Source organism: Nocardiopsis halotolerans DSM 44410 (genome assembly GCF_000341065.1).
Taxonomy (GTDB): domain Bacteria; phylum Actinomycetota; class Actinomycetes; order Streptosporangiales; family Streptosporangiaceae; genus Nocardiopsis; species Nocardiopsis halotolerans.
Genome location: NZ_ANAX01000134.1, coordinates 1 through 13,464, shown reverse-complemented (window position 1 = coordinate 13,464; position 13,464 = coordinate 1). Strand labels below are relative to the sequence as shown.

Below are 13,464 nucleotides of genomic sequence, written 5' to 3'. Positions count from 1 at the left end.
GCGGATCCTGTCCAGGGAGGCCTCGACGTCCACCCCGTTCCGGGGCTGGTTGTAGGGCAGCCTGGTCAGGGCCATACCCATGGCGCAGGTGTCGGTGACCGCGGCGAAGGTCAACCCGGCGCCGACGAACCCGGCGACCCACACCGCGGGCGGCCACCAGAGGCCCGCGACCACGGACAGCAGCACGATGCTCCCGGCGACCAGGCGCACCTGACGTTCCAGGGCCCAGCGCCTGGGGCCTTCGACGACCGGAGCACCGGCGGCGGTCCAGGCGTTCATGCCGCCCGACATCACCGCGGTCCCCTCCAGCCCGGCCCCGGCCAGCTTCTCCCGGCACTGCTCGGCGCGCCCACCGGACTGGCAGACGAGCACCAGCCGTCCCCCGGCGTCCCGGGCGATCCGCTCCAGGTGGCGGTCCACCTGTCCCAGGGGCAGGTTGACCGCGCCCGCGATGTGGGAGCCCTCGAACTCGGCGGGCGTGCGCACGTCCACGAGCAGGGTGTCGGGGTCGGTCTCGACCAGGGTGCGGACCGTGGCGACGTCGACGGTGGATGAGGGCATGGATGGCTCCTGGTGGGTCGGGTGATGGTCGGGGGTTGCGGGGGCACCGGCCATCAGGGGACCGGTGCCCCGGGGAGGACGTGGCGGGTGGGCCCCACGTGGGTGCGGGAGCCGCGTTCGGGAGCGCCCCCGCACACGCGGCGGGTCGGGCCGGGCGCGGGGGCCGGAGGCGTCCCGGGTCAGGCGGAGGCGAGCCGGTAGGCGTTGAAGCCGCCGACCAGGTCGGACACGTTCCCCACACCGCGGGAACGCAGGTAGCTCGCCGCGACGCTGGAGCGGTAGCCGCCCGCGCAGTGCACGACCACGGGGCGGCCGGTGTCCAGCTCACCCATCCGCTCGGGGAGGTCGGCCAGCGGGATGTGCACCGCTTCCTCGATGACGCCGCCCTCGCGCTCGGCGCCGCCCCGGACGTCCACCACGACCGGGGCCTCCCGGCCGCTGTTGAGCGCTCCGTTCAGCTCACCGGCGCTGACGCGCGGGGCCCGGGCGGTCTCCCCGGGAACGCTGGCCATGGCCGACTCCGGGTGGGGCAGGAAACCGGCGACGTCGTCCAGGCCCACCCGGACCAGGCGCGTCACCACCTCGCGCTCCCGTCCCGGGTCGGCGACGACCAGGATCGTGCTCCCGGGTTCGATCATCATCCCTGCGGTCTCGGCGAACCGGCCCTCGGTGCCGATGTTGAGGGCGCCGCGCAGGTGTCCGGCGCTGAAGGCCTGCTGGTCGCGGGCGTCGACCACGACCGCGCCCCGGGCGCGCAGGTCCAGGAACGCGTCCGGTTCCAGGGGCCGCACCAGGGCGTCGATGTCGACGGGGTCGCGCTGTTCCCTGTTGCGGGCCGCGTCGTAGGGGAAGTAGTTCGGGATGGCCTCCTGGCCCTCGCGGACCAGCGCGACGAAGGTCTCCTCGTCCATCGGCTGGCACGCGTGGTTGGTGCGGCGCTGGTCACCGATGGTGGACTGGGTCTCGGTCGAGATGTTCTTCCCGCAGGCCGACCCCGCGCCGTGGCCGGGGAACAGGCGGGTGGCGTCGGGCAGGGCCATGAGCTTGCGGTGCACCGAGTCGTAGAGCATCGGGGCGAGCTTGTCCGGCGTGTGCCCGAAGGAGGCGGCCAGGTCGGGGCGGCCCACGTCACCGACGAACAGTGCGTCGCCGGTCAGGACGCCGTAGGGGACCGTGTCGTCGGGCCTCTCGTGGACGAGCACGCTGATGGACTCCGGTGTGTGACCGGGGGTGTGCATGATCTCCAGGGTGACCTCGCCCAGGCTGATGCGCTCCCCCTCGGCCAGGCGGCGGACGGGGAACCGGGTCTCGGCCGTGTCGCCGTAGCCGATCCAGGCGCCGGTGCGGTCGGCGATCTCGAAGTGCCCGGAGACGAAGTCGGCGTGCAGGTGGGTGTTGATGACCCCCTCGACGGTGAGGCCCCGGTCGCGCGCGTCGTCGAGGTACTCGTCGACGTCGATGCGCGGGTCGATGATCACGGCCCTGCCGGTTCCCTCGTCGGCGACCAGGTAGGAGGCCTGGGAGAGGCAGTCGAGGTAGTACTGGGTGAGGATCACGGTGCACTCCTTGCCAAGAGACCCCCGGGGGTATGTGGAAGATCCAGGTACCCCCGGGCGTATATCGAGAACAGAGTCCTCCCCGCACTCCGAACATGCGGAGGAGAGCCCTTCGGGCGAGTCGGGCGTTCTCCGGGAATCCCCGGCCACAGAGCCCAGGAACCCCCATGAATAAGCAGGGCACAGCCTTGCGTTCGTGAAGCCTGCGTTCCCGACCGCCTTCACCTTGCTCGTCACAACATACCCCGGGGTGTACCTATTCCGCACAGGCCTCACCCGGCACACGAGGAGACGGGGCCACCACCGAGCAGAACACCCCGCGAGGAACACATACGGGCGGGGGTACGTTGGAGGCAGTGGAAAGGCGGTGGAACATGGACATGACCCCGGAACTGGTGGGCGACGCCCTCACCCGGTTGCGCCGTGCCCAGGGACAGCTGACCGGCGTGGTCTCGATGATCGAGGAGGGCGAGGACTGCGCGGCGGTACTCACCCAGCTCGCGGCGGTCTCCCGTGCTCTGGACCGGGCTGGCTTCAAGATCGTGGCCAGCGGGATGCGGCACTGCCAGGCCGCACGCGAGCGAGGAGAGGAACCCCCGATGACCGAGCAGGAACTGGAGAGACTCTTCCTCTCCCTGGCCTGACCGGAACGCGCGGCAAGTGACTCTTGCCGCGCTCAGTTTTTGTCTACCGCATACCCCCCGGGGTGTGGGAAGCCAGAAGGGGTGAGAGGCGCGGACTCCGGCGCGGCAACGCCGCCACGCGCACCCGCCCCGGCCCCGGTTCCACCGCCACCGCACCGCCGGACGCCCTCCACCGGCACGCACACCCCGCCATCCGACCCGCGCGCCCCGACGGTGGCGCGGACCCGACACACGGAGGACCCCGCCCCATGACCCTGGCGATACTGTTCGGCCTGCTCGTCGGGCTACTGCTCGGCCTGCTCGGAGCGGGCGGGTCCATCCTCGCGGTCCCGGCGCTGGTCCTCGGCGTGGGCATGGACCTGCCCTCCGCCATCCCCGCCTCCCTCGTCGTGGTCGGCGCCTCCGCCCTGGCCGGCCTGATCCCGCGCCTGCGCCAACGGGTGATCCGCTGGCCCGTCGCCCTGGTCTTCGGCGCCGCGGGCCTTCCCGCCGCCTTCGCCGGAACCGCGGTCGGCCGCCTCCTTCCCGAACGCTGGCTCATGCTCGGCTTCGCCCTGCTCATGGTCGTCGTCGCCGTGCGCATGCTCCGCGGCCAGGAGGAACAGGGCGGCGCGTGCCGCACCCAGGCGGGCGGAACCGACTGGCGCGGCTGTCTGCCCAAGGCGCTCGCGGCCGGTGCGGGCGTCGGTTTCCTCACCGGACTGTTCGGCGTCGGCGGCGGCTTCGTCATCGTTCCCGCCCTCGTCCTGCTGCTGGGGCTGACCGCCGCCGAGGCCGTCGCCACCTCCCTCGTCATCGTCGTCATCAACGCGGCCTCCGGCCTGGCCGCCCACGCCGGGGCCGCCGCCAAGCTCGACCCCGCCGCCGTCGCCGTCTTCGCCGCCGCGGCCATGACCGCCTCCCTCGCCACCGGCCGTCTCGCGAAGAGGGTCCCCGCGCGACCGCTGCGCCGGGGGTTCGCCGCGCTGGTGCTGGCGGTGGCCGCCGGGGTGGCCGGGGCCGCGCTGCTGGCCCCACACCTGTTCGCGGCCTGACCCGGCACCCGGCGCTCGAACAGCGCGTTCCGAGCACCTGACCAGTGCCTTCCGCACGTGACCGCCCCCGGACGACCCCTGTTTCTATGCTAGATAGAATGGAAACTATCGACCATAGAAACAAACGTGTGCGAGGTCCCATGTCCGAGCGACCCCGGCGGAACACCGCCCCGGCCCTCCTGCTCGCCGGGGTGGCCTGTCTGGCACTGGTGCTCACGGCCCTGTTCGTGAACGCCGAGGACCCCGGCGCCCCGGCCACCTCCGCCGGTACCGCCGACATGGTCAGCGAGGAGATGCGCGCCGCCGGAGAGGACCTGGCCCGCCGGGACGGGGGCGACCCGCACGCGATGGGACCCGTCGACGCCCCCGTGGTGATGGTCGTCTACTCCGACTACAACTGCCCCTACTGCGGCCATTGGGTCAGCCAGACCCAGCCCGAACTGGTCGAGGCCTACGTCGACCCGGAACTGCTCAGAATCGAGTGGCGCGAGTTCCCCTACCTGGGAGAGAACTCACGCCTGCTCGCTCGCGGGGCGATCGCCGCCGGGAACCAGGACCGGTTCTGGGAGTACCACGCCCGCGTCTACGACGCCCAGGAGGACTTCACCGGCGACACGGACGAGGTGCGCGCGAACATGCTGGGGCTCGCCGGTGAACTCGGTCTGGACACCGAGGCGTTCGCGCGCGACCTGGACGCCACCGAGAGCACGGAGGCCGTGGAGAGGGACTTCGCCGAGGGACAGGACATGGGGATGAGCGGCACACCGGCCTTCGTCATCAACGGCGACCCCGTGTTGGGAGCCCAACCCCTGGAGGCCTTCACCACCAGCGTCGACGCGGCGCTGCGCGCGGCCGGACGGTGACCATGGCGACCCCACGGCCTCCCGCGCCACTCCCCCGCCACCGGCCCGCTCCCGACCGCGTCCCCCACCCGGGCCGGAGGCGGCGGATGCGGGTCCCGGCACGCACGGGCGCCCTGGCGTGCCTGCTCCTGGTGCTCACGGCCTGCGGCAGGCCCGAACTCGCCGACCCGACGGACGCGCGACCACTGGACGTTCCCCCCTCCCCCGCCCTGACCGTGGACACCGAACGGGTCCCCGACGTGCTCGGCGACCGGGGACTGTGGACCGCCCCCTACGCCTCCGAACCCAAGGCCAGCGATGACGGGTTCGTCGGCCTGGTCTTCGACGACGGGGGTGAGGGCCTGCGCTTCCTCGGCGTGGACTCCCGGGGACACACCCGTTGGTCGACGCCCCGCAATCCGAGCTGCACGGGATTCACCCTGACCCGCACCAGCCAAGGAGACGACCTGGTCGTGCTCCTGGACAGCGACGCGGCGCCCGAACGGGGTCTGCTGGCCACCACGATCACCGCCGCCGCCTACGACCCCTCCACCGGACACAAGGTCTGGGGTCCCACCGAGGTGCCCGGTACCTGGGTGGGACCCGGCCTGGTCTTCGCCCAGATCTCACACACGGTCATGAGCGAGGACACCGGCCCCAAGGTCGCCCTGGCCGCGGACACCGGAGCGGTGGTGGCCGACGAGAAGGACGGTGACGTGGTGCTCCACGAGTATCAGGGGACCCTCCTGGTCCACCGCGACGGCGACCTCCGCGCGATCGACACCTCCTCGGGCGAACAGCTGTGGCGGGGCACCGAACTCCCGATCCCCGAGTCCCTGCCCGAGGAGACCGGGAAGGTCACCCTGACCTACGGCCACCGCCCGAGGAGCGACTCGGCCGGACTGCTGACCCTGCGCTGGGAACGCGGCGAGGCGTCGGTGTACACCGTGCACGACCCGCGGGACGGTCGCCTCCTGGCCGAACTGTCCCCGCGCACCGAACCCGTCACGGTCGGGAACCTCTCCGGGCGCACGGTGGTCGCGGGCGTCTCCGCGACGACGGGCGCGCCCGTGCTCCTGGGCCGTGACGCCCCCTCCCGGGACGGACTCTGGACGGTGGAGACCCGGCCCGGCGAACGCCCCGTGCGCATCGTCTCCGGCCTGCTGTACACCACCGCAGACGACGGTAACCGTGTTCTGTCCATGACGGACGGTCACACCCTGTCGGAGGGGACGTGGGAGGCCCCCGTGGCGGGACCCGAGGACGGCCCGGTACTGGTCGGGACGGTCGACCCCGACGGGAACGCCGCCTACGTCGCCGTCGACCGCTCCGGAACCGGACACGGCTGAGAGGAGACACGCCACTATGCTGAACCCGATCCAGACGACTGAGGGCGGAGCGAGACTGTCATGATTTCCGGGCTCGGACCGTTGGAGACGACGGTCATGGAGGTCCTGTGGGAGGCGTCCGAGCCCCTGACGGTCCGCCAGGTACTGGAGGGTCTCACCGACCACGCGACCGCCTACACCACCATCTCCACCGTTCTGGAGAACCTGAGACGTAAGGGCTGGGTCGACCGCGAGCGCCTCGGTCGGGTGTGGTTCTACCAGCCCGTGCGGGAGCGTTCGGCGCACGCCGCCGAANCCCGCCAGCCGCGACTCCGAGGCCACGCTGCTGCGGTTCGTCGACGGCATGCGACCGCAGGACGCACGCGCCCTGCGCGACCTGCTCGACGGCCTCCCTCCCGAGGAGGACGGGGAGGAGACGTGATCTGGCCGTTCGCCGCCGTCTGCGCGGTCATCGCACTCGGCGTCAGGGGACCGGGGCTCCTGCGCGGCGCCTCCCGCGCCTGCGGCCCGGGCCCGAGGACGATGCTGGCGCTGTGGACCTCGGCGACCGTGGTCTGGCTGGTCTCCTGCGCCACCCTGGCGGCCGTGTTCGCCGCCGAACTCCTGGGACCCTCGGTCAAGGGGGTCCTGGCCGCCTGCCTCAGCATGCTCCAGGCCCTGGAACGCAACAACGCCGGGTGGGGCATCGGCGTCAGCGCCCTGCTGGTCCTGGCCTCGGCGGTCCGCCTCCTGTGGACGGGAGTGCGGCGCGGGAGGGCGGGGGCCTCGTGGCGGCGCTCCCACCACCGCAGCCTGCTCTCGGGCGCACAGCGCCGTCTCCTGCACGGCCGGCCCGTGTGGCTGGTCGACTCCACCGAACGCGGCGCCTACTGCGTCCCCGGCGCACAGGGGGGCGTGGTCATCACCCGGGGCGCCCTGGAGGCGCTGAGCGGATCCCAGGCGCGCGCCGTCCTGGCCCACGAGGGAGCCCATCTCCGGGGACGCCACCACGTCCTTGTCGGGTGGGCGCGTCTGCTCAACGCGGCCTTCCCCTGGGTTCCCCTGTTCCGCGCGGCGGCCTCCGAGGTTCCCGTCCTGGTGGAGTGGGCCGCCGACGACAGCGCCGTGCGCGAGGTCGGAACGCGTCCGCTGGTGTACGCGTTGGGCGCCCTCGCCGGGGCCGACCAGGTGCGTTCACGGCAGACCCTGTCCATTGGCGGGGCCTGCCCGGTCGACCGGGTACGGCGCCAGGTGGCGCCGCCCGAGGGGTGTCGGCTGTGGAGAGGATGGGTGCGCACCGCGCTGGTCACCGCCCTGGTGGCGGCTCCCCTGGTGCTCACGGTCTCCTCGACGCTCGCCGGTGTGCTCCTACCCCACTGCGACTGCGCGTCCTCGCCGTACTGACCGGCGGGGTCCAGCGGTCAGCCCACCGGCGAACCCCGAACACACGCGTCCTCCCGCACGGACCACCACCGGTGGGTTCGGGGATCGGTACCAGGGGATGCGGCGCGGTTCGCAGTGCCCTGACGCGCGTACCAGGCCCCCGGTCGGGCCTGCCCTCCGACCTCGGACAACCTCCTTTTCTAAGCCACATAAAAATTCTACTATCCTCAATAGAAGAAAGTGTCAGGCAGAGGGAAGGAACAGCGCATGGGTGGGTCCTCCAAGGCGGCCCCGGACGGCGGGACGGGCCGGAACGGGCGCTCCACGGGCGGAAACCGCGGGGAGAGCGGACGCGGGGCGATGCCGTGGAAGCTGTTCCTCACGGTTGGCGCCGCCCTCCTCCTCGTCACGGGAGCACTGGCGATCGGCCGCGTCTGGGGAGGTTCCGAGCAGGATCAGGCCGGTGAGGCGGCTGGGGAGTCCGCGTCCGCCGCTCCCGAACAGGGCACCGCGTCGAACGCCGACACCGCCCCCATGGCGCGCCTTGAGGCCGACGACCCCACGGCCATGGGACCCGTCGACGCGCCGGTCGTCATGGTCGCCTACTCCGACTACAGCTGCCCCTACTGTGGGCGCTGGGTACAGGAGACCCAACCCGACCTGATGCACTACGTGGAGTCGGGTGAGCTGCGCATCGAATGGCGCGATTTCCCCATCATCACCGACACCTCGGAGACGGCCTCCCACGCGGCCCGGGCCGCGGCGGCGCAGGGCATGTTCTGGGAGTTCCACGAGAGCTACTACGCGATCGCCACGGAGTCGGAGGACCTCGGCACGGAGCAGATCATCGACAGGGTCGTCGACGAGATCGGCCTGGACCGGGAACAGTTCGACACCGACCGCCACAGTGACGAGGTGGCCGCTCAGGTCAACCGCGACTTCTCCGAAGCGCTGTCGATCGGAGCAACCTCCACCCCGGCGTTCCTGATCAACGGCCAGCCCGTCCTGGGAGCCCAGCCGCTTCCTGTGTTCGAGCAGGTCATCGACCAGGCGCTGGCCAACGCCCAAGGGGACACGGAGGAGGAGCAGTGACCGACATCGGATTCGTCGCCGCCCTGGCCGGGGGCGTGCTCGCGCTGTTCAGCCCGTGCAGCGCGCTCCTGCTCCCCTCCTTCTTCGGTTACGCCTTCCGGAACCCGCGACGGCTCCTCATACGCACGGGCGTGTTCTACCTCGGGCTGTGCACCACCCTCGTCCCCCTGGGCGCGGGGTCGGCCGCCGTCAGCAGGCTGTTCTACGGCGAACGCGACCTGCTCATCGCCATCGCGGGGTGGCTCATCATCGCCTTCGGGATCGCCCAGATCGTCGGTCTGGGCTTCTCCTCCGGCCTGGCCCAACGCCTCCAGGGCAAGGTGGCCGGGCGGACCGACACCGTGTCCGTGTTCGCCCTGGGCGCGGTGTACGGGTTCGCCGGGTTCTGCTCCGGGCCGATCCTGGGCGCGGTGCTGACCGTGGCGGCCACCGGCGGGCCGGTGCGCGGCGCCCTGCTCCTGGCGGTCTACGCACTGGGCATGGCCGCGCCGCTGTTCCTGCTGGCCCTGCTGTGGGACCGCTACGACCTCGGTTCCCGGCGGTGGCTGCGCGGGCGCACGATCGCCCTCGGGCCGGTCCGGCTGCACACGACGAGCACCCTGTCCGGTCTCCTCTTCATCGTCATCGGTGTGCTGTTCCTGCTCTACGACGGAACGGCGACGCTCTTCGACGGCACCGGACCGTTCGCCGAACAGGCGCACGAACTCCAGGAGTGGATCTTCGGCGTCGGCGGCCTCAGGGCCGACATGGTCGTGCTGGCCCTCCTGGGCGGCGGCCTGTCGGCGGCGGGGCTGTGGGGGTGGTACCGCGACCGGCGGCATGCGCACGACGCCTCCGCCGCCGGAGGGGTACGGGGCCGGGAGTAGGGGCGGAAGGTGGGACCGGGGAGGCGGGGGAGCCGCCCGGTGGGTCGGCGTTCATCCACAGGCACGCTCCGTATCCACCGAATGTCACTCTTTCCTGGTATCCCTGAAAGAGCCGACAACGGCACGGTCACCGGGCGTCACGGCGACCGCGACGGCTGAACACGTGAAGGAGGAGGGCGCACCCCCGACCCGAACGCGCCCGCAGCCACATGGCCACCACCCTCGATCCCCGACGCCACCTTCCCCACCAGGACCGAGACCGGACCGCCCGCGAGCCCGTGGTGCTCTCCGAAGCCCTGGGCGACGTCATGGCAGCTCTGACCGACGTGGACCCGGACCTGTTCCCCGTCCCCGATCCCAGAGCCTGACGCCGTCCCCGGCCGGGAACGACTCAGTCGGGGACGACGCCCTCGGGGTGCCCGGGCAGGAAGGAGCGCACGAGCTCGATCGGCCCACGGATGTGGGCGTTGAACTCGTCCAGTTCCTCGGCGGGCACCCACAATTCCAGAATCGTCTCCCCACCGGCCTGCCGCACCGGATAACGGGAAGCGAAGTCCGCGTCCACGTGGAAGCGTGTGACGTGCCCCTCGCCCTCACGTGGCAGGTTCCACTCGCGTGCGATCCGCACCGCGTAGTCCTCGTTGAGCACGGGATAGAAGATGGGCTGCCCGGGCAGGCGCGGCGGCCACCGTACCCACCCGGAATCCCTGACGAGAGCGATTTCCGCGGGCCCCGTGGGTCGCCACAGGGTGAGTGTTCCGGGCATGGGGAGGACCTCCTTGGGTAGTGCGTGGGCAGGAGCTGAGAAAGAGCTTGGACAGTCCGCACCCGCTTTTTACCAAACGACCCGAAAATCGGTTCGTCCAGCGGGAACACCAGACTCCAACGAAGCGTTCTCACAGGTGAAGCGCCCCAGACCGAACCCCGAACCCCGTCGCCCGAAACCACCCGCAAGGTCCTGTGAGGCGCTCACCACAATCCATGCGCGGATGTCAGCGCTCGTGTCGGTAATGGGGGTTTCCGACGCGTATTTCGCCGCTACATCCGCCTTCCCAGCGGCCAGACCGCACTCAGTGCACACTGGCCGCGCACGCTGTGGCCCGCGTTGGGGGACGCGGGCCACAGCCATGTCCGAAGCCGTCCGCCTTCCGCCGCCCCTCCCCGCCCCCTGGTGCCACAATGTGGGCCTGGGTACGTCAGGCGCCCCACCGCCGTCACACCAGGCGCCAGGACCCGGAGCACCGGGCGGCGCGAACCGGGGGAGGACTCGATGCCGGGCAACGAGGCGGGCATCCCCGCCGCACGCCACCCCACGATGGCCGACGTGGCCGCGCACGTGGGTGTCTCACGACAGCTGGTCTCACTGGTCCTGGGCGACCGCCCCGGCCCGAGCGCGCGGACCCGGGAACGGGTCCTGCGGGCCGCCGAGGAACTGGGGTACCGGGCGGACACGGCCGCGCGGATGCTGCGCCGGGCGCGCAGCCGCCAGGTGGGGGTGCTGTTCGGCATGGGCTACCCGATGGACGCCCACCTGGTCGAGGAGCTCTACCCCGCCGCCGCCGAACAGGGATACGGCCTGGTGCTGAGCGCGATGGCCAGTACCCGCAGCGAACGCGAGGCGATCGACGAACTGGTGGGACTGCGCTGTGAGGCGCTGGTCCTCATCGGCCTGTCCGCGGAGGCTCCCGCGGACCTGGCCCGGGTCGCCGAACGGGTTCCCGTGGTGGAGATCGGCCAGCGCACCGGCGCCGGGGGCACCGACAGCGTGCGCACCGCCGACGCCGAGGGCGTCCGCCGTGCCGTCACCCACCTGGTGGGGCTGGGCCACCGCGCGATCGTCCACGTCGACGGCGGCGCCCTTCCCGGGGCCGCCGATCGCGCGCGGGGTTACGCCGAGGCGATGCGTGAGCACGGCCTGGACGGGTGCGTGGAGGTCCTTCCCGGCGACTACTCCGAGGAGGCGGGAGCCAGCGCGGCCCGACGCCTCCTGGCCCGGGACGCCCTGCCCACGGCCGTGGTCGCGGCCAACGACCTGTGCGCGTTCGGACTGCTGGCGACGCTGGTCCGTGCCGGGGTAAGCGTGCCAGGGAACGTGTCGGTGGTGGGCTACGACGACAGCCGTACCGCGCGTCTGTCCTTCCTCCAGCTCACCTCCGTGCGCCAGGACGCGGCGCGGATGGCGCGCCTGGCGGTCCGGTGCGCGGCCGAACGCCTGGACGAGGGGCGCGCCGAGAGCCGACACCTTCTGCTGGAGCCCGCCCTGACGGTGCGCGGCAGCACCGCTCCCCCACGCTGAGTCCACGCTCGGAGACGCCCCCGGCCGTGTCCTCCCGGAGCGGCCATGGCGGCACGCGGGTCCGCACGTGCTGGCGGCGGGCGCCGACGGACTCGGCGGGTACGGCCGGACCGGGCCGATCGGCGGAGGCGCCCGGACACCACCGCGGCGCCGGATCACGGGCGGTGGACACCCCCGTCGGCTCGAGGCGTGCCGCACCACAGGAGGAGCTGGCCATTCGACAGGACGCGAAGGGACGGCGCGCCGAAGGGGGTCCGGTGAAGCCCCCGCCGATGTGGAGATCACCACACCCTGGGTGCCGGGCCGGATGGCGGCACGGCCGCACGGCGGGATGTGGCGCACCGAAACCGCCCTAAGAGGCACATCACACGCGCGGACGGTTGGCTTCACCCCCGGAGAACCCCGACACTGGATTTGGCACGTGCCAAATCACCCTCCGCCATCACCCGGCCTCCGCCGAGGCCGCACCTTCCGGAGGCGCCGACCACCCACGGCACCCGGTACACGCGACCCCGACCGACCCTTCGAAGGGGACTCTCCATGCCTCTGGCCCTGCTGGCCCTCGCCGTCGGCGCGTTCGCCATCGGCACCACCGAGTTCGTCATCATGGGACTGCTGCCCGAGGTCGCCACCGACCTCGGCGTCTCGGTCCCGACCGCCGGATACCTCATCTCCGCCTACGCCCTGGGCGTCGTGGTCGGCGCTCCCCTGCTCACCGCGCTGAGCACACGGCTGCCCCGCAAGGCGGCCCTACTGGTCTTCATGGGCCTCTTCCTCGCGGGCAACCTCGCCACCGTCCTGGCGACGTCCTTCGAGGCCGTGTTCGCCTCCCGGGTCCTGGCCGGGCTTCCCCACGGCGCCTACCTGGGCGTCGGATCGCTGGTCGCCGCGCACATCGCCGGACCGGGGCGACGGGCGACGGGCGTCTCACGGATGTTCCTGGGGCTGACCGTGGCCAACATCGTCGGAGTGCCCGCGGGCACGTTCCTGGGGCAGGAGCTGGGATGGCGCGCCGCGTTCCTGGTCGTGTCCGGGATCGCCCTGCTCGCCGTGTTGGGCGTCGCGGCCCTCGTGCCGCGCCAGCCCCCGGCCGCCGGAACGGGACTGCGCCACGAACTCCGTGAGCTGGGCCGTTCCCAGGTCGTCCTCGGCCTGGTCACGGCGGTCTTCGGGTTCGCCGGGGTCTTCGCCGTCTACAGCTACGTCTCACCGATGATGACGGAGCTGGCGGGCATGTCCGAGTCCGGGGTGCCCGTCGTCCTGGCCCTGTTCGGGACCGGAATGACACTCGGGTCGCTGATCATCGGCCCCCTGGCCGACCGTGCTCTGCGCCCGACGGTCTACGGGGCGCTGGCCTCCCTGGCCGTGGTACTGGTGGTGTTCACCGTGACCGTGCACAACCCCTGGACGGCGGCGGCGACGGTGCTGGTCCTGGGTGCGGTGGGCTTCGGCGTGGCCACCCCCCTCCAGGTGCTGGTGATGGGCAAGGCCGCCAAGGCGCCGACCATGGCCGCGGCCTCGAACCACTCGGCTTTCAACCTGGCCAACGCCGCCGGAGCGTGGCTGGGCGGCGTCGGGGTCAGTGCGGGCCTGGGGTACACCTCCCCGGCCGCCATCGGCGCGGTCCTGGCCGTGGTGGGCCTGGGCATCGCGGTGGCTGCCGGGGTCCTGGACCGTCCGGGACGGCGTCGGGAGCGGAACGGACAGGCCGACCGGGAACCGGAGTTCAGCGCGCTGCCCTGACCTCGAAGGCGCCCTCCCGGTGCCACCGGGAGGGCGGAGCCCCCGACCCCCGGGAGGCAGGGAAGCGGGAACCAGCGGTGCCGTGCGGTGCTCAGCGCCCCGGAGCGCTGAGGGTCACG

At 72.2% G+C, this 13,464-nt stretch carries 13 protein-coding genes and 1 pseudogene; 11 read left to right on the top strand and 3 right to left on the bottom strand.

Annotated features, from left to right (window positions below; all coding sequences use genetic code 11):
* Nucleotides 1-561, bottom strand: a 561-nt coding sequence (locus D455_RS0109955; RefSeq protein WP_017570581.1) for a rhodanese-like domain-containing protein, incomplete at its 3' end; no start/stop codon positions are given.
* Between the two features lie 179 nt (nt 562-740).
* Nucleotides 741-2,117 (bottom strand): MBL fold metallo-hydrolase, encoded by a 1,377-nt coding sequence (locus D455_RS0109950; RefSeq protein WP_017570580.1) that lies wholly within the window; start codon nt 2,115-2,117, stop codon nt 741-743.
* Nucleotides 2,118-2,491: 374 nt separating this feature from the next.
* On the opposite strand from D455_RS0109950, the gene D455_RS0109945 reads away from it, so the two are divergent.
* The 9 genes and pseudogenes from D455_RS0109945 to D455_RS34525 all read left to right on the top strand — a co-directional run bounded on the left by D455_RS0109945 (nt 2,492) and on the right by D455_RS34525 (nt 9,674).
* Nucleotides 2,492-2,761, top strand: a complete 270-nt coding sequence (locus tag D455_RS0109945) for a metal-sensitive transcriptional regulator (protein WP_017570579.1) — start codon at nt 2,492-2,494, stop codon at nt 2,759-2,761.
* A gap of 248 nt (nt 2,762-3,009) precedes the next feature.
* Entirely contained in the window at nt 3,010-3,795 is a 786-nt protein-coding gene (locus D455_RS0109940) for a sulfite exporter TauE/SafE family protein (protein WP_017570578.1), read from the top strand.
* A gap of 140 nt (nt 3,796-3,935) precedes the next feature.
* Nucleotides 3,936-4,658 (top strand): DsbA family protein, encoded by a 723-nt coding sequence (locus D455_RS0109935; RefSeq protein ID WP_017570577.1) that lies wholly within the window; start codon nt 3,936-3,938, stop codon nt 4,656-4,658.
* An 86-nt stretch (nt 4,659-4,744) separates the two neighbouring features.
* Nucleotides 4,745-5,986 (top strand): PQQ-binding-like beta-propeller repeat protein, encoded by a 1,242-nt coding sequence (locus D455_RS0109930; RefSeq protein ID WP_017570576.1) that lies wholly within the window; start codon nt 4,745-4,747, stop codon nt 5,984-5,986.
* A gap of 60 nt (nt 5,987-6,046) precedes the next feature.
* A pseudogene (locus tag D455_RS32785) lies at nt 6,047-6,407 on the top strand (BlaI/MecI/CopY family transcriptional regulator).
* 101 nt (nt 6,408-6,508) lie between these two features.
* Complete coding sequence (locus D455_RS0109925; protein WP_338037821.1) at nt 6,509-7,369, top strand: M56 family metallopeptidase; 861 nt, start codon at nt 6,509-6,511, stop codon at nt 7,367-7,369.
* A 246-nt stretch (nt 7,370-7,615) separates the two neighbouring features.
* Nucleotides 7,616-8,440: a DsbA family protein gene (locus tag D455_RS0109920; protein WP_017570574.1), complete on the top strand. Its 825-nt coding sequence runs from the start codon at nt 7,616-7,618 to the stop codon at nt 8,438-8,440.
* Nucleotides 8,437-9,306: a cytochrome c biogenesis CcdA family protein gene (locus D455_RS0109915; RefSeq protein ID WP_017570573.1), complete on the top strand. Its 870-nt coding sequence runs from the start codon at nt 8,437-8,439 to the stop codon at nt 9,304-9,306. Before D455_RS0109920 ends, D455_RS0109915 begins: the two co-directional genes overlap by 4 nt.
* A 209-nt stretch (nt 9,307-9,515) precedes the next feature.
* Nucleotides 9,516-9,674, top strand: a complete 159-nt coding sequence (locus D455_RS34525) for a hypothetical protein (protein ID WP_017570572.1) — start codon at nt 9,516-9,518, stop codon at nt 9,672-9,674.
* A gap of 23 nt (nt 9,675-9,697) precedes the next feature.
* Here D455_RS34525 and D455_RS0109905 read toward each other — a convergent pair whose 3' ends face one another.
* A complete protein-coding gene (locus D455_RS0109905) occupies nt 9,698-10,072 on the bottom strand; it encodes a hypothetical protein (RefSeq protein ID WP_017570571.1) in 375 nt (124 codons plus the stop codon).
* Nucleotides 10,073-10,621: 549 nt separating this feature from the next.
* On the opposite strand from D455_RS0109905, the gene D455_RS0109900 reads away from it, so the two are divergent.
* Nucleotides 10,622-11,602, top strand: a complete 981-nt coding sequence (locus D455_RS0109900) for a LacI family DNA-binding transcriptional regulator (protein WP_193789421.1) — start codon at nt 10,622-10,624, stop codon at nt 11,600-11,602.
* 540 nt (nt 11,603-12,142) lie between these two features.
* Nucleotides 12,143-13,345 carry an MFS transporter gene (locus D455_RS0109895; protein WP_017570569.1) on the top strand — a complete coding sequence of 401 codons (1,203 nt, stop codon included), beginning with the start codon at nt 12,143-12,145 and terminating at the stop codon, nt 13,343-13,345.
* The last annotated feature ends 119 nt before the right edge of the window (nt 13,346-13,464 follow it).